Here is a 16,413-nt window from a genome sequence, read left to right as displayed (position 1 = left end):
TGCTGCCCGGACATGGGCGGCGAGACCCTAAGGCACGCTGACGGAAATACGCGCGCCGTGCGACAAAGCGCGAGAAATCGCCTTGCAGTGATCAACTTTAGGGGTACAGCGCAACTCGGATCACGACGTGCGCCTGAGTGCGAACCTATTCCGCTGCGCGCCTCAAGGTATCCACCACCGGCCTGTTCAGCACCTCGCGCAGCCCCCACCACCCGGCCGCCAACGCCAGCACGGCGCCCGCCAGCGAGCCGGCGATCGGCACGAGCGGCGAGGCGGTCCAGGTGAAATCGAACACGTAGCGCGCCAGGCCCCAGCCGATCACGGACGCCACGATGCTGGCCAGGAAGCCGGCCAGCAGGCCCACGCCGAGCAACTCGGCCCGCTGCACCTGCCGCAGCAGGCTGCCGCGTGCGCCGACCGCGCGCATCACCGCGAACTCGCGCGCCCGCTCCTCGCGCGTGGCGGTGACGGCCGCGAACAGCACCACCAGCCCGGCCGCGAGCGTAAAGCCGAACAGGAACTCCACCGCCCGGATCACCTGGTCCAGCACGCGCTGCACCTGGCCGATGGTCGCGCTCATGTCCACGTTGGTCACGTTGGGGAAGGTGCGCACCAGCGCGTTGTCGAAGCCCTGGCGGTCCGGCGCGCGGAAGGCGCTCATGTAGGTGACGGGCACGTCGGCGCCGAGCGAATCGACCGTGTACATCACGAAGAAGTTGGCATGCATGGAGCCCCAGTCCACCTTGCGCACGGAGGTGATGCGGGCATCGTTCTGCTGGCCGCCGACGTCGAAGCGCAGGCGGTCGCCGAGCTTGAGGCCGAGGGTCTCCATCAGGCCCTCCTCGACGCTGACCTCGCCCGCCCTGCCCGGCTCCCAGCGGCCGGCCACCACCTCGTTGTGCGACGGCCGCTCCATGGCGTTGCTGAGGTTGAACTCGCGGTCCACCAGGCGCCGCGCCCGGTCTTCCGTGTAGTCGTCGGGCGAGACGGGGCGATCGTTGATGGCCACCAGCCGGCCGCGGATCATCGGGTACCAGTCGTACTTCTTCACGCCGCCGGCCTGCAGCGCCTGGCGGAAGGCTTCGCTCTGGTCGGGCATGACGTTGATGACGAAGCGGTTGGGCGCATCCGGCGGCGAGGCGCGGCGCCAGCTCGCGACCAGGTCGGTGCGCAGCAGCACCAGCAGCACCAGCGCCAGCAGGCCCACGGCCAGCGCGCTGACCTGCACCACCGTGTAGGCCGGCCGGGCCGAGATCTGGCGCGTGGCCAGCACCAGCCAGCGCGGCGCGGTCGTTTCGTTGACGCTGCGGCGCAGCAGCAGCACCGCGGCCCAGCTCAGCAGCGCGAACAGCGCCACCGCGCCGGCGAAGCCGCCGACCGCGATCAGGCCCAGCTTGATGTCGCTGCTGGCGGCCAGCAGCAGGGCCGCGAAGCCGGCCACGCCCACCGCCAGCACCGCGATCGAGGCCGGCTTGAGGTTGCCCACGTCGCGGCGGATCACGCGCAGCGGCGGCACCTGCGCCAGCTGCAGCACCGGCGGCAGGCCGAAGGCGAACAGCAGGGTCAGCCCCATGCCCAGGCCGAAGGCCACCGGCCACAGGCTGGGCGCGGGCAGCGCGGCCTCGACCAGGCCGGCCAGCAGCAGCACGAAGACGTAGTGCACGGCGAAGCCGATGGCCACGCCGAGCGCACTGGCCGCCAGGCCGATCAGGGCGAACTCGAAGGCATAGGCCTGCGCGATGGTGCGCTGGCTCTGGCCGAGCACGCGCAGCATGGCGCAGTCGTCCAGGTGATTGGTCGCGAAGCCGCGCGCGGCCAGCGCCACGGCCACGGCCGACAGCAGGGCCGCCAGCAGGGCCACCAGGTTGAGGAATTTCTCGGCGCGGTCCAGGGTCTGGCGCATCTCGGGCCGGCCGCTCTCGAAGGAATCGAGGCGCACGCCGCGCAGCTCGCCCTTCTTGAGCAGTGCGTCACTCCATTCGCTGAAGCGCTTGACCGCCGCTGCCTCGCCCGCTACCGCAAAACGGTAGCTCACGCGACTGGCCGGCTGTACGAGGCCGGTGCGCGGCACGTCGGCCTGGTTGAGCATCACGCGCGGCGCGAAGCTCATGAAGCCGGCGCCGCGGTCGGGCTCCAGCGTGATCACGCGCGCGATGCGCAGGCGGGCGTCGCCCAGCAGCACGGTGTCGCCCACCTTCAGCGCGAGGCCTTCGAGCAGCGGGGCATCGACCCAGGCCTCGCCCGGCGCGGGGATCTCGCGCGTGGGCGCGCCGGGGCCCGCGGGCGCCGCGCTCACCTGCAGGTTGCCGCGCAGCGGGTAGCCCGCCTCCACCGCCTTGAGCGCGACCAGCTTGGTCGCGCCGCCCTGCTCGTCCGTGGCGCGCGCCATGGTCGGGAAGCCGTAGGTGCTCGCAGTCTGCAAGCCCAGCGCGCGGGCGCGCTCGATGAAGACGGCAGGCGTCGGGTTGTCGCTCGCGACCACCGCGTCGCCGCCGATCAGCTGGCGCGCATCGCGCTGCAGGCCGCCCTTGAGCCGGTCGGCGAAGAAGCCGACGGCCGTGAGCGCGGCAACGGCCAGCAGCACGGCGACGATGAGAAGGCGCAGTTCGCCGGCGCGCAGGTCGCGCCAGAGGGTGCGCCAGCCGAGGCGGAGGGAGGCGTTCATGGTGCCCGACGATAGCCGAGGCGCGGCACCGGGCCAACCGAAGGGCTTAGACGCCGTCGGGCCGGGCCGGCAGCCGGGCGCCGGCCAGTCCCGGCTGCAGGATCAGCCGATCGCTCCCCGCATAGCACACGAAGCGCTTGTTCGTGGCCCTTCCGATCGCACACAGACCCACCTTGGTCGCGACCTCGTGCCCCATCTGCGTCATGCCGCTGCGCGAGACCACGATCGCCACGCCCATCTGCGCCGACTTGATCACCATCTCGCTGGTCAGGCGGCCGGTGGTATAGAAAATGCGGCCGCCCTCGAGCTGGCCGGCCGGCTGCATCGCGATCCAGCCGGCGATGGTGTCGATGGCGTTGTGCCGCCCCACGTCCTCGACGAAGCAGCGCATCTGCGCATCGTCGTCGCCCTCACCCAGCGTGAACAGGGCGCAGCCGTGCACCGAGCCGGCTGACTTGTAGGTGCTCTCCTGGAGCCGGATCGCGTTGACCAGCGCGTAGAGCTGCGACTGCCGCATGCGGGTGTCGGGCAGTTCCAGGCGCTCGATGCCGGCCATCAGCTCGCCGAACACGCTGCCCTGGCCGCAGCCGGTGGTGACCACCTTCTTGGCGGTGCGCTCCTCGATGCGGTCGATGCCGGCATGCGTCTTCACCGCGGCGGCATTGACCTCCCAGTCGACGGTGATCGACTCGACGTCGGCGGCCGATTCGATCAGCCGCTGGTTCAGCAGGTAGCCGAGCACCAGCAGCTCGGGCTGCGCGCCCAGCGTCATCAGCGTGACCAGCTCGCGCCGGTCGACGTAGACCGTGAGGTCGCGCTCGGCGGGGATGGAGACCAGGCCGCGCTCGCCATGCTCGTCGATGACCTCGACCTCGCGCGTCAGCGGCGCGCGCGCCGAGCTCAGGCGCGGGAGCGCACGGGTCACTGCTTGGGCGTCGGATTCGCCGCTGCGGCCGGCTGCTGCGTGCTGGGCGGAGAGCTCGCCGTGCCGGGCGGCGAATGAGCGCCCGCGGCCTCGATCGGTTTCTGGTCCGGCGGCGTGTAGGCGAAAGGCCCGGGGTCGGCGCAGGACCCCGCGGGGGCCGGCGGCAACTGCTTGCCGGCGGCGGTGGCGCTCGCACGATAGCGCGCCGCCACCCTGTCCTGCGCCTGGCAGAGCTGGTAGGCCTCGACCTTGCCGCTCCACGCGGTGCGCGCCGCGGTCTCGGCCGCCTTGGCCTGGGCCTCGGGCGTGGCCGCCGGTGCGGGCAGCTTGGCGTATGCGCTTCCGGCCAGCACCAGGCCACAGGCGATGACGATCTTCTTCATGAGGGATTTCCTTCGACCCGGACGCTGCCGACCGTGGCGCCCGCCCGCGCCTCCTGGCTGCGCTGCGCGGGGATCTTGCCGGCGGCCACGTCCTCGTACCAGTACGCATGATGTTCGCGCGCCCAGGTCTCGTCCACGTAGCCGTGGCGCATCGCATCGTAGGCGCCGTTCATGCCGAGGGTACCGATGTAGATGTGGCCCAGGATCATCGCCATCATCAGGATGGTCGCCACCGCGTGGATCATGTGGGCGATCTGCATCTCGCCCCGCGTATAGACGAAGCCGGGGAGCAGCTTGTCGAGGAACAGGCCGGAGCCGGCCACGATGCTGCCCAGCACCAGCACGCCGCCCCAGAACACCACCTTCTCGCCGGCATTGAAGCGGTGCGAAGGGGGCTCGTGGCTGCGCCCGAAGAGGCCACCCGCCTTCATCACCCATTTCAGGTCGTAGGCCCGCGGCAGGTTGTCGCGCACGAAGGTGATGAACATCAGCACCAGCGTCACCACGAACAGCGGCCCCACGAAGTTGTGGACGGTCTTCAGGGCGTAGGTCAGCCAGCCGAACAGCGCCGCGCCGATCACCGGCAAGAGGAAGAACTTGCCGAAGGCCATCACCAGGCCCGAGACGGCCAGCGTGACGAAGGCAATCGCATTGGACCAATGGGTAGCGCGCTCGAAGGGCGTGAAGCGCTCGATCCTGCGGCCTGTCTCGGCGCCGTGCAGCCGGATCGCTCCGTGGGTGAAGTAGTAGATCGCGATCGCCAGAACGACGACGAAAAGCAGGGCCGCCCCATAGGGAATGATCCAGTCGTTGCGCACCTGGCGCCAGGCTTCGCCGGCATTGGTGAAACGCGAGCCCGGGTACTGCACGAAGGGCTGGATCAGGTTGCCGGCCTCGGGCGCCTGCGCATGCGGGAGGCTGCTGTAGCCGGTCACGCCCTGCCCCACCTGGCGCCACATCGGCGCGTTGTTGCCGGGCTGCACCTTCTGACGCTCGCCGTTGCTCTGCGCCAGGTAGTTCGGGTCGGCGCTGGCCTCGGGCTTGACCTCGAAGATGTTCTGGCTCTTGATGCCACCCGGCGCGGGCGCTGCGGCAGGCGCCGGCGGTGCCTCGGTGACGGCGCCGCCGGCGGCCGGACCTTGCGCCTGGGCCGCGGCGATGCCGCAGGCGAGGCCGGCCGCGAGGACCAGCGCATGCAGGGCTTTGTTCATGCCGCCTCCATCGCGCTCAGTTGTCGCGGGTGTAGTCGTTCTGGCCGTTCTGCGCACGGGTCTTGAGCTGCTGCTCCCAAGCGCCCTTGTCGCCCACCTTCCAACCAGAGGCGGTGAAGGCGGTGCCGGTGTCGGCCTTCGTGCCGGTGCCTGTCCAGGGTGCGGCATCGAGCTTCACACCCTCCGCGTTGGTCTGCGGCTTCTCGCCACAGGCCGCGAGCAGCGCGGCGACCGCCACCATCGCCGCCAGACGTGCGGCGCGCCTCACTTGGTGCCCCCGTTGGTCGGCGTGCCGGCCTGCTGCGAGCCGTAGGCCGTGCCCCAGCCCCAGACCTCGGCGCCCTTGCCGCGATGCAGCACGCGGGTGCGGAAGATGTCGGCCACCACGTCGCCGTCGCCGGCCAGCAGGGCCTTGGTGGAGCACATCTCGGCGCAGGCCGGAAGCTTGCCCTCGGCCAGGCGGTTGCGGCCGTACTTCTCGAACTCGGCCTGCGAGCCGTTGGCCTCGGGGCCTCCGGCGCAGAAGGTGCACTTGTCCATCTTGCCGCGCGCGCCGAAGGTGCCCTTCGACGGGAACTGCGGCGCGCCGAAGGGGCAGGCGTAGGAGCAGTAGCCGCAGCCGATGCAGACGTCCTTGTCGTGCAACACCACGCCTTCCTCGGTGCGGTAGAAGCACTGCACCGGGCACACCGCCATGCAGGGCGCGTCGGAGCAGTGCATGCAGGCCACCGAGATCGACTTCTCGCCCGGCACACCGTCGTTCAGGGTGACCACGCGGCGCCGGTTGACGCCCCAGGGCACCTCGTTCTCGTTCTTGCAGGCCGTGACGCAGCCGTTGCACTCGATGCAGCGCTCGGCGTCGCAGACAAACTTCATTCTTGCCATTCAGTGCCCCTCAAGCTTTCTCGATGTTGCAGACGGTCGTCTTCGTCTCTTGCATCATGGTCACGCTGTCGTAGCCGTAGGTGGTCGAGGTGTTGATCGCCTCGCCGCGCACCACCGGCGCCGCGCCCGCCGGGTAGTAGGGCAGCATGTCCGCGCCCTGCCAGTGGCCGGAGAAATGGAAGGGCATGAAGACCGTGTCCGGCCCCACCCGCTCGGTGACCAGCGCCTGCACGTTGAGCTTGGCGCCGGTGGGCGTGTGCACCCAGGCGCGCTCGCCGTTGCGGATGTTCTTCTCGGCCGCCACCTTGGGATTGATCTCGATGAACATCTCCTGCTGCAGTTCGGCCAGCCAGGGGTTGGAGCGCGTCTCCTCGCCGCCGCCCTCGTACTCGACCAGCCGGCCCGAGGTCATGATGTACGGGAACTTCTCCGCCACCTTGTCCGCGATGTTCTTCTGCTGCACGCTCTTGTAGAGGGTGGGCAGGCGCCAGAAGGCCATCTTGTCGTCGTGCGTGGGGTACTTGGCCATGAGGTCCGGCCGCGTGCCGTAGAGCGGCTCGCGGTGCTGCGGGATCGCATCGGGGAAGTTCCACACCACTGCCCGTGCCTTGGCGTTGCCGAAGGGGTGGCAGCCGTGGTTCTTCATGAACACCCGGATCATCCCGCCCGAGGAGTCGGTCTTCCAGTTCTTGCCCTCGGCCTTGGCCTTCTCGGCGTCGGTGAGCTCGTCCCACCAACCCAGCTTCTTGAGCAGCATGTGGTCCAGCTCCGGGTAGCCGGTGGTGATCTCCGCGCCCAGCGAGCACGAGCCGTCCTCGGCCAGCAGATTCTTGCCATTGCGCTCCACGCCGAAGTTGGCGCGGAAGTTGCCGCCGCCGTCCATCACGTGCCTGGAGGTGTCGTAGAGGTTGGCGCTGCCCGGGTGCTTGAGCTCGGGGGTGCCGTAGCAGGGCCAGGGCAGGCCGAAGTAGTCGCCCGTGAGGTCGTAGCCGTTGACCTTGTCCTTGCCGGACCTGGCGCGCAGCGTGCGCACGTCGAAGGCGCCCATGTTGCGCATGTGGGCCTGCAGGCGCTCGGGGCTCTGGCCGGTGTAGCCGATGGTCCAGGTGCACTTGTTGATCTCGCGCAGGATGTCGTCGGGGATGGGTTCGTCCATCCCGTTGACCTTCTGCATGCGGTAGTTCTTGCTGAGCTCCTTGCCGAAGCCGAGCCGATCGGCGAACTGCTGCATGATCATGTGGTCGCTGCGGCTTTCCCACAGCGGCTCGATGACCTTCTCGCGCCATTGCAGCGAGCGGTTGGAGGCGGTGACCGAGCCGCTGGTCTCGAACTGCGTGCAGGCCGGCAGCAGGTAGACCGCGCGCTTGGGATTCTGGTCCTCCGGCCGCCCCGGCATGGCGGCCATGGCCGCGGTGGCCGAGGGGTACGGGTCCACCACCACCAGCAGGTCCAGCTTGTCCATGGCCCGCTTCATCTCGAGGCCGCGGGTCTGCGAGTTGGGCGCATGGCCCCAGTAGAAGACGCCGCGCAGGTTGGCGTCCTGGTCGATCAGCTCGTTCTTCTCGAGCACACCGTCGATCCAGCGCGAGACCGTGATGCCCGGCTTGGTCATCATCGCGGGCGACGAGAACTGCTTCTTGATCCACTCGTAGTCCACGCCCCAGGTGGCCGCGAAGTGCCGCCAGGCGCCTTCGGCGATGCCGTAGTAGCCGGGCAGCGAGTCGGGATTGGGGCCGACGTCGGTCGCGCCCTGCACGTTGTCGTGCCCGCGGAAGATGTTGGTGCCGCCGCCCGACTTGCCCACGTTGCCCAGGGCCAGCTGCAGGATGCAGGAGGCGCGGACGATGGCGTTGCCGATGGTGTGCTGCGTCTGGCCCATGCACCAGACGATGGTGCCGGGCCGGTTCTCGTTCAGCCAGGTCGCCACCTTGAGCACCTGGGCCTCCTTGACGCCGCAGGCCTCCTCGACCTTGTCGGGCGTCCACTTGGCCATCACCTCGGCGCGCACCTCGTCCATGCCGTAGACGCGGTCGTTGATGTACTTCTTGTCTTCCCACCCGTTCTTGAAGATGTGGTGAAGCACGCCGAACAGGAAGGGAATGTCCGAGCCGGAGCGGATGCGCACGTACTCGTCGGCCTTGGCCGCGGTGCGGGTGAAGCGCGGATCGACCACGATCACCTTGCAGCCGTTCTCCTTGGCGTGCAGCAGGTGCAGCATGCTCACCGGGTGCGCCTCGGCGGCGTTCGAGCCGATGTAGAGCGCGACCCTGGCGTTGCGCATGTCGTTGTACGAATTGGTCATGGCGCCGTAGCCCCATGTGTTGGCCACGCCGGCCACCGTGGTCGAGTGGCAGATCCGCGCCTGATGGTCGCAGTTGTTGCTGCCGAAGAAGCTGACGAACTTGCGCAGGAGGTAGGCCTGCTCGTTGTTGTGCTTGCTGGAGCCGATCCAGTACACGGCGTCGGGCCCGCTGGCCTGGCGCAGTTCCTTGAGCCTGGCCGTGATCTCGTCGAGCGCCTGATCCCAGCTGATGCGCTGGTACTTCCCGTCCACCAGCTTCATCGGATAGCGCAGGCGGTATTCGCCGTGGCCGTGCTCGCGCAGCGCGGCGCCCTTGGCACAGTGCGCGCCCAGGTTGAGCGGCGAATCGAACACCGGCTCCTGGCGCACCCAGACACCGTTCTCGACCACGGCATCGGCGGCGCAGCCCACCGAGCAGTGGGTGCACACGGTGCGACGGACCTCGATCTTGCCCCCGCCGATCGCGGGCGCCCTGCCCTCGGCGGCATCGGCCTTGCGCATCAGGGTGAGCTGGCCGGCGGCCAGGCCCACGCCCACGCCCAGCCCCGAGCGGCGCAGGAAGGCGCGCCGGTCCATGGTCGGCAGTGCGCCGGCCAGCCCGCGGCGCAGGCTGTGGACGAAGGGCGAGGTGGAAGAAGAACGGGAAGCAGCGCCCTCATGCGCGGCGCCACTGGATTTGCGGGTCAACAGCATGGCATGGGGTCCTCAGGCCGAAGTGCTCTGGTAGTAGCGCTTGACGTGTTCGCTCAGCGTGTAGCCCCCACCCTTCTCGGGCGCAGGTGGGAGCGTGGAAGCGGCAGTGGCTGGCGCCTCCACCCGTGGCAGCACCGTGACGGCGGCCGCGGCGGCGCCGACCGAGGCGGCGCCCAGAAAGAAGCCCCGACGGGATGCCGGCTGGGGGCCGGCGGATTGGCTGTCCTGCATGCGAACTCCGGGAGTGGCTCTGTCAAAACCGGATATGAAACCAGTTACATATGTTTGGATACTAGTCCAGACCCTAATACAGGACAACGAGGTGCCCCAAAGCCCCCGAGGCTAGTCCAGCATGTCGAAGCCCTGGGCCTCGACCTCGGCGAAGGCGCGGGTCAGGCCGGCCAGCGCGGCATAGAAGCGCGCCTTCGGATGCTGCACCACCGCATCGCAGAGGGTGGGCAGCCAGGGTTGCAGATGCGCCGAGAAGAAGGCCCGCTGTTGGGTGAGGTTGGCCACGGCCGCGTCCTCGCCGGCGATCAGGTAGCGCATGACCTCGAACAGGCAGGCCACGTGGTCTTCGCTCTCGGACACCGCCTGGTCGCGCGCCAGGCCGAGCCGCGCCAGGTCCCCACGCAGGCGGGCGAGCGGCTTGTCGTTGAGGAAGCCGCTGAGGTAGTGCGAGCCGAACACGTAGACCTCGGGCTTGCCGATGCCGCCGAAGAGGGCGTCGTATTCCTCGCGCGCGGCGGGCGCGTCGATGCCGCGTGCCGCGCCGACCAACTGGCGCCACGGCTCTTCGAGGAAGCCCCCGGCGGCCGGCGCCTCGGTCGGCGCGACCTGGAAGGCTGCCAGCAGCTCCGCATCGGGCGCCGCATACCAAAGCCGCGCGAGCAGGCCGTAGAGCTCGGCACGCGCGAGCTCCTCATCGAGCGCAGACGAAGGGGGAAGGCTCATAGCTCGGTGATCTTCTGTTCGTTCGTGGCGGTGTAGATGTCGATGACGCGGCAGTCGCCGCACATCTTGAGCCGCTCCAGCGCCTCGCCCTGGAACATCGCGTGGCCGGCCAGCCGGCCGAGCATGGCCTCGATCGCCTTCTGCGTGCCGAAGGGCTTGCCGCAGCGGATGCAGCTCCACGGCCTGGCCTCGTTGAGCACGACCGGCAGGCTGCGCTCCGGCGCGACGAGCAGCCGCGGCACCAGCGTGATCGCGTCCTCCGGGCAGGTGCTGTCGCACAGGCCGCACTGCACGCAGTTCCGCTCGACGAAGCGCAGCTGCGGCGCGTTCGGGTTGTCCTGCAGCGCGCTGGCGGGGCAGGCGCTCACGCAGGCCAGGCACATCGTGCACTTGTCGCGGTCGACCTCGATCGCACCGAAGGGCGAGGCGGCCGGCAGCGGGATGGCCAGCGCCTCGTCGGCACGGCGCGCCGGCGCGGCATCGATCAGGTGGTCGAGCGCGAGCTCCAGCGTGCTGCGCTTCTCGGCACCGACGGCGAAGCGCGCCGGCGCCGCAGGCGTCTGCGCGCGCGCCTCGCGCAGCGCGGCCAGCGCGCCGTCGAGCGCGGCGGTCGTGCCCGCCTCGACCAGCGTCAAATGCGAGCCCGCGTAGCCCAACCCATTCAGCAGTGCCTGGGCGACCGCCATCTGCGCGCGCAGCGCCTCCAGGTAGGCGGGTGCTTCCTCGCCGGTCGCCAGCACGGCCACCTGCGAGGCGCCGAAGGCCAGCGCGCTCAGCCACAGGTCGATGCCCGTGCTGGCGGCATGCCAGAGCTCGATCGGGATCACCTGCGCCGGCACGCCCTGCGCACGGCCGAGGCGCGCCTCGCGGCCCAGTTGCTCGACCAGTGCCCGGCCCCCCTCCTGGCTGTACAGCAGCAGCACCCCGTCGCGTCCGCCCGCGGCGGCATAGGTGGCCAGCAGCGTGCGCAGCCGGGTGCCCTGGTCGGGCGCATGCGGATAGGCGTAGGCCATCGCGCCGGTCGGGCAGACGGTCGTGCAGGCGCCGCAGCCCACGCACAGGTGCGGCTCGACCACGACGCGCTGGCGCGCCAGGTCGCTGCTGATCGCATGGGCCGAGCAGACCTCGACGCAGGCATTGCACCCGACCTGCTCGTTGCGGCTGTGCGCGCAGAGCTTCTGCTTGTAGTCGAAGAACTTCGGCTTCTCGAACTCGCCGACCAGCCCGCGCAGGCGCAGCAGGGCCGCGCTGGCCTGCGGGTCTGCGAGCCCACCGCGCACATGCAGGTAGCCCTGCGGCGGCGCATGCCAGTCGATCAGCGGCGCCTCGCCGAGGTCGAGCACCAGGTCGAAGACGGCCTCGTGCGGCTCGCCGAGGCGGTTGAAATCGATCGCGCCGGCCGCCGTGCACACGCGCTCGCAGTCGCGGTGCGCGCGGCACGTCGCGTTGTCGATCTGGTAGTCCAGGCCGATGGCCTGCTCGGGGCAGGCGGCCAGGCAGGCGTTGCAGCGGGTGCAGAGGTCGAGGTCGATCGCGTTGTCGCGTGTCCAGGCGAGCCGGAACTCGCCGAGCCAGCCGTGCAGCGCGTCGATGCGGCCAGCGATCACCGGCCAGCGCCGCTCCTGCGCACCGCCCGCCGTGCCCGGGCCGCGCGAAAAAAGGGTGATGTCCATCGCATCGGCCAGCAGCGCCGCGGCCTGCTCCGCCTGGTCGAGCGGGCCGACGATCAGCAGCCGCCCCTGGCTCGCATAGCTGACGGTGGCCACCGGCTCGGGTTCCGGCAGCCGTGCCTGCGCCAGCAGCGCGGCGATCTTCGGCATGGCGCGTGCGGCGTCGCGGCTCCAGCCACCGGTCTCGCGGATGTTGACGAAGCGGATCGGCGACTCGGCCTGCGGCGTTTGCTGCGCCAGCTCGCCGAACAGGCGCTTCTCCTGCGTGCAGGCCACCACCACCTCGTCGCCCGACTGGATGGCGCGCTGGAAGGCGGGCGCCTCGCGGCGGCACAGGGCCGAATGCAGGGGCAGGGTTTCAGCCAGCGCCGCGCCGAGGGTCTTCGGCGCCAGGGGCATCGTCTTGTTGCAGTCGCAGATCAGCGTGGTGGTCATCGGCTTCTTGGCTGGCCGGCTGCGCATCGGGGGCAACCGGTTGGCTGGGAACGGGGTCCATGGAGTTCGACTGTGCCACGTCCGGGCCTGCATCGTTCTCAGGGTCTTTGTCGGGCTGCGCCTCGAACAACTTCATGAATTTCGCGCTGGCCATCTGGCGCAGCACGCTCTCGGGCACGGGGGTGGATTGCGAATAATCGTCGATGTAGGTGTCGAGGCCGTCCATCACGTTGAAACGCGGATCGGCGAAGAGCTTCTTGAGGGCAGCGTTCTTGACCTCCGGCGCGACGTCGCCGGCGAGGAAGGGCTTGAAGTCGGACTCGGGCGTGAGCGCCTCGGTGTCCACCAGCGTCAACGGCGCCGGCTTTTCTCCTTCCCCCTCCGGGGGAAGGCCGGGATGGGGGCTCGCGCCCTCCGCAACCGGCGCGGCAGCCGGAAGCACCTTCTCCGGCTCCTCCGGCACCTCCCCTTCCCTCACCTGCTGCTTGCGCCGCGACCAGCGCTCGAAGAAGCCCTCAGACATCGCCCGCTCCCCGTCCGCGCTTCTTCTCGGTCGACACGCTGGCCGCATTGCCGAAGCGGTCGACCAGCGACCTGAAGCTCTCGGGCCGCTTGCGGCGCCGCGGCTCGTCCACGTAGTGCCGGTCCACATAGGCGCGCAGCCAGTCTGCCACCTCCGGCGGCACCGGCACCTGCTCGACGTTTTCCTGCGCATCGAGCCAGCGGCCGGCCTCGCTGTAGCTGAGGGTCACGACCACCGGCCGCGCGATCGGCTCGGCGGCGATGCCGGCCTCCTCCTCCATCCGCCACAGCACGAACCAGCCCGGCGCCGGCGTCTCTGCATTGAGGCGCAAGCCGTCGACGTCGTCTCGGAACAGCTCGACCCTGAAGCCCGGATGCAGCCAGCGCTGCACTTCCTCGTCCTCCTGCAGCAGCCGCGGTGCGCTGCCGAAGGCCGGCTCGTCGGGCACCACGTCCTCGAGCGCCCAGCGCCAGGGTTGCCAATGGCTCGAGGGGCCGTGCAGCCGCTCGCACCGCATCACGACCGCGACCTCGAGCGCGGGGCGGGCCGTGTCTTCATCCGTGGCGGAAGGCGGGTTCATGCGGCCGACGATAGCCGATGCCGCACGTGGACATGCCAGCGCGGCCATTGGCGCGACATGGCGCCCGCGCGCGCTCAGGGAAGGAGAGACAGGGCCCGGACGGGCGCCCGCCGCGCGGCGGCGGCGTGCTCCAGCTCGCCCGTCATGGTCACCAGGCTCAGCGCCTCGGTCGCCGGCAGCATCTCGCTGCTGTAGAGAAAGCGCAACTGGCAATCGCCGAGCGTGATCGCGTCCCCGTTGGCCAGCGGCCGGCTGCCAACCACCCGCTCGCGGTTGACGTAACTACCGTTGCGGCTGCCCAGATCGCTCAGCAGGTAGCGGTCGCCCGACCACTGGATCAGCGCGTGCTGCCGGCTCACCTTGTCGCTGTCGATGCACACACGGTTGCCCACGGCACGGCCGATGGTGGTGGAGGGACCTGCGATGTTGATCTGCCGCACGCTGCTGTTCCGGGCCAGGACGATGAGTCGGGGCATTCCTTGCTTTCCTGCTATTCATTGAACTGTCATGAAGCTTAGGGGCGAAGCGCCCCCCGGAAGCCCGAAAACAGAAGGCCTAAATGCGCCCTGTTCGGTGCCCGTTCATCCCCCGTGTGGAAATTCGCACGATCCCCGCCAGAAGCGCCACCAGCACCGCGGCCGCCAGCCCTCAATGCGCCGTCGTGGCCGCGACCGCCCCCGTCCCGTAACCTGCCGCCGCCACCGGCGTACCGCCGCGCAGCACCTGCACCGCGCAGTACTTGAACTCGGGAATCTTGCCGAACGGGTCCAGGGCCGCGTTGGTCATCAGGTTGGCCGCGGCCTCGTAGTAGGCGAAGGGCACGAAGACCGCGCCGGCCGGCGTGCCGTCGTCGCGCCGCACGTGGATCGCCACCCCGCCGCGGCGCGAGCGCAGGGTGATCACGTCGCCGGCCTGCAGGCCCAGCGTGTCGAGGTCGCCCTGGTTCATCGAGGCGGTGGCCATCGGCTCGAGCGCATCGAGCACCGTCGCGCGGCGCGTCATGCTGCCGGTGTGCCAGTGCTCGAGCTGCCGGCCGGTGATCAGCACGAAGGGGTACTGCGCATCGGGCCGCTCGTCGGCCGGAATGATGTCGGCCGGCACCAGCTTCACTCGGCCGTCCGCGGTCGGGAAGTCGTCGATGAACACGGTGGGCTGGCCCGGGTCGTCCGCGCTCAGGCAGGGGTAGGTCACGCTGGACTCGCGCTGCAGGCGCTCCCAGCTGATGCCGCTGATGACTGCGTGCATGGCCTGGCGCATCTCTTCGTAGACCGCGGCCACGCCGGACTCCTCGCCTTCGTAGTTCCAGGACAAGCCCATCCTTTGGGCTATCTGCTGAATGATCCAGAGGTCGGGCTTCGCCTCGCCCGGCGGATCCAGCGCCCGCTTGCCCAGCTGCACCATGCGGTCCGTGTTGCTCACCGTGCCGGTCTTCTCGGGCCAGGCGCTGGCGGGCAGCACCACGTCGGCCAGCCAGGCGGTCTCGGTCATGAAGATGTCCTGCACCACCAGGTGCTCCAGGCTGGCGAGCGCATGGCGCGCGTGGTTCAGGTCCGGGTCGCTCATCGCCGGGTTCTCGCCCATGATGTACATGCCGCGGATCTTGTGCGGATCGCTGTCGGGCGCGAGCGCCTTGTGCATGATCTCGACCACCGTGTAGCCGGGCTTCGCATCGAGCGGCATGCCCCAGAAGTTCTCGAACCACGCATGCGCGCCGGCGTTGTCCACGCGCTGGTAGTTGGGGAACATCATCGGGATCAGCCCCGCGTCGCTGGCACCCTGCACGTTGTTCTGGCCGCGCAGCGGATGCAGCCCGGAGCCGGGCTTGCCGATCTGGCCGGTGACGGTGACCAGCGCGATCAGGCAGCGGGCGTTGTCCGTGCCGTGCACGTGCTGGCTGATGCCCATGCCCCACAGCACCATCGCGCCCTTGGCGGTGGCGAAGGCGCGGGCGACCTCGCGCAGCGTCGCGGCCGGGATGCCGCAGATCGGCGCCATCGCCTCGGGGCTGTAGCCCTTGACGTTCTCGCGCAGGGCCTCGAAGTTGCTCGCGCGATCGCGCACGAAGGCCTCGTCGACCAGGCCCTCGTCGATCACCGCGTGGATCAGCGCGTTGAGCATGGCCACGTCGGTGTCGGCCTTGAACTGCAGCGTGCGCCAGGCGTGCTTGCCGATGTCGGTGACGCGCGGGTCGGCCAGCACGATCTTCGCGCCGCGCCTGGCCGCGTTCTTCATCCAGGTGGCGGCCACCGGGTGGTTGGCGGTGGGGTTGGAGCCGATCACGAAGATCAGGTCCGCATGCTCCACGTCGTTGACCTGGTTGCTCACCGCGCCGGAGCCCACGCCCTCGAGCAGCGCCGCCACGCTGGAGGCATGGCACAGCCGCGTGCAGTGGTCGACGTTGTTGCTGCGAAAGCCGGTGCGCACCAGCTTCTGGAACAGGTAGGCCTCCTCGTTGCTGCCCTTGGCCGAACCGAAGCCGGCCAGGGCCTTGTTGCCGTGCGTGTCACGCAGGTCCTTGAGCTTGCCAGCCGCGAGCGCGAGCGCTTCATCCCAGGTGGCCTCGCGGAAGGCGCCGTGCCAGTCGCCGGGGCGCGGCGCGTCGCTGAAGTCCTTGGGCACGCCGGGCTTGCGGATCAGCGGCACGGTCAGGCGCTGCGGGTGGTGCGCATAGTCGAAGCCGAAGCGGCCCTTGACGCACAGGCGTCCGTGGTTGGCCGGGCCGTCGCGGCCGTCGACGCTGACGATCTTCTCGTCCTTGACGTTGTAGGTGATCAGGCAGCCCACGCCGCAGAAGGGGCAGACCGAGTCGATCTTCCGGTCGACCTGCTGCGAGCCGATGCGCGTCTTCGGCATCAGCGCGCCGGTCGGGCAGGCCTGCACGCATTCGCCGCAGGCCACGCAGGTGCTGTCGCCCATCGGGTCGTCGAGGTCGAAGACGATCTTCGAGTCGGCGCCGCGCATCGCGTAGCCGATCACGTCGTTGACCTGTTCCTCGCGGCAGGCGCGCACGCAGCGGTTGCACTGGATGCAGGCGTCGAGGTTGACGGCCATGGCCGGGTGGGAGACGTCGGGTCGGGGCTGCTTGCGGTGCAGGGCTTTCAGGGCGGGGCGAACCTGGACGTCGAGGCGCTCGGCCCACTGGCTGAGCTCGCCGTGCTGGCCGACCGCCGTGCCCCCACCCCAACCC

At 69.8% G+C, this 16,413-nt stretch carries 14 protein-coding genes; all 14 read right to left on the bottom strand.

The window, feature by feature from the left end; genetic code table 11:
• Window positions 1-145: 145 nt before the first annotated feature.
• The gene (locus A8M77_RS10725; RefSeq protein ID WP_086921550.1) at window positions 146-2,665 is read right to left on the bottom strand and encodes an ABC transporter permease; all 2,520 of its coding nucleotides are present in this window, start codon (window positions 2,663-2,665) and stop codon (window positions 146-148) included.
• A 46-nt stretch (window positions 2,666-2,711) separates the two neighbouring features.
• The gene (locus A8M77_RS10720; protein WP_086921549.1) at window positions 2,712-3,590 is read right to left on the bottom strand and encodes a formate dehydrogenase accessory sulfurtransferase FdhD; all 879 of its coding nucleotides are present in this window, start codon (window positions 3,588-3,590) and stop codon (window positions 2,712-2,714) included.
• A complete protein-coding gene (locus tag A8M77_RS10715) occupies window positions 3,587-3,973 on the bottom strand; it encodes a hypothetical protein (RefSeq protein WP_086921548.1) in 387 nt (128 codons plus the stop codon). Before A8M77_RS10715 ends, A8M77_RS10720 begins: the two co-directional genes overlap by 4 nt.
• Window positions 3,970-5,184 carry a formate dehydrogenase subunit gamma gene (locus A8M77_RS10710; protein ID WP_086921547.1) on the bottom strand — a complete coding sequence of 405 codons (1,215 nt, stop codon included), beginning with the start codon at window positions 5,182-5,184 and terminating at the stop codon, window positions 3,970-3,972. Before A8M77_RS10710 ends, A8M77_RS10715 begins: the two co-directional genes overlap by 4 nt.
• Window positions 5,185-5,200: 16 nt before the next feature.
• The gene (locus tag A8M77_RS10705; protein WP_086921546.1) at window positions 5,201-5,452 is read right to left on the bottom strand and encodes a hypothetical protein; all 252 of its coding nucleotides are present in this window, start codon (window positions 5,450-5,452) and stop codon (window positions 5,201-5,203) included.
• Window positions 5,449-6,069 (bottom strand): formate dehydrogenase FDH3 subunit beta, encoded by a 621-nt coding sequence (fdh3B, locus tag A8M77_RS10700; protein WP_086921545.1) that lies wholly within the window; start codon window positions 6,067-6,069, stop codon window positions 5,449-5,451. Before fdh3B ends, A8M77_RS10705 begins: the two co-directional genes overlap by 4 nt.
• A gap of 10 nt (window positions 6,070-6,079) precedes the next feature.
• Window positions 6,080-9,064 (bottom strand): formate dehydrogenase subunit alpha, encoded by a 2,985-nt coding sequence (locus A8M77_RS10695; protein ID WP_086921544.1) that lies wholly within the window; start codon window positions 9,062-9,064, stop codon window positions 6,080-6,082.
• A 12-nt stretch (window positions 9,065-9,076) separates the two neighbouring features.
• Window positions 9,077-9,295, bottom strand: coding sequence for a formate dehydrogenase (locus A8M77_RS10690; RefSeq protein WP_086921543.1), 219 nt, complete (start codon window positions 9,293-9,295; stop codon window positions 9,077-9,079).
• A 111-nt stretch (window positions 9,296-9,406) separates the two neighbouring features.
• Window positions 9,407-10,018 carry a TorD/DmsD family molecular chaperone gene (locus A8M77_RS10685; protein ID WP_086921542.1) on the bottom strand — a complete coding sequence of 204 codons (612 nt, stop codon included), beginning with the start codon at window positions 10,016-10,018 and terminating at the stop codon, window positions 9,407-9,409.
• Window positions 10,015-12,123, bottom strand: coding sequence for a 4Fe-4S dicluster domain-containing protein (locus tag A8M77_RS10680; protein WP_238136779.1), 2,109 nt, complete (start codon window positions 12,121-12,123; stop codon window positions 10,015-10,017). The genes A8M77_RS10685 and A8M77_RS10680 overlap by 4 nt, the downstream gene beginning before the upstream one ends.
• Window positions 12,047-12,646 (bottom strand): DUF3306 domain-containing protein, encoded by a 600-nt coding sequence (locus A8M77_RS10675; protein ID WP_086921541.1) that lies wholly within the window; start codon window positions 12,644-12,646, stop codon window positions 12,047-12,049. The genes A8M77_RS10680 and A8M77_RS10675 overlap by 77 nt, the downstream gene beginning before the upstream one ends.
• Window positions 12,639-13,226 (bottom strand): DUF3305 domain-containing protein, encoded by a 588-nt coding sequence (locus tag A8M77_RS10670; protein ID WP_086921540.1) that lies wholly within the window; start codon window positions 13,224-13,226, stop codon window positions 12,639-12,641. Before A8M77_RS10670 ends, A8M77_RS10675 begins: the two co-directional genes overlap by 8 nt.
• A 74-nt stretch (window positions 13,227-13,300) precedes the next feature.
• Window positions 13,301-13,702 (bottom strand): FHA domain-containing protein, encoded by a 402-nt coding sequence (locus A8M77_RS10665; protein ID WP_086921539.1) that lies wholly within the window; start codon window positions 13,700-13,702, stop codon window positions 13,301-13,303.
• A gap of 172 nt (window positions 13,703-13,874) precedes the next feature.
• Window positions 13,875-16,413 (bottom strand): formate dehydrogenase subunit alpha (fdhF, locus tag A8M77_RS10660; protein WP_086921612.1); only part of this gene is annotated, 2,539 nt, incomplete at its 5' end.

The organism is Variovorax sp. JS1663, from assembly GCF_002157355.1.
GTDB lineage: Bacteria > Pseudomonadota > Gammaproteobacteria > Burkholderiales > Burkholderiaceae_C > Variovorax.
This window is presented reverse-complemented; position numbering and strand designations above follow the sequence as displayed.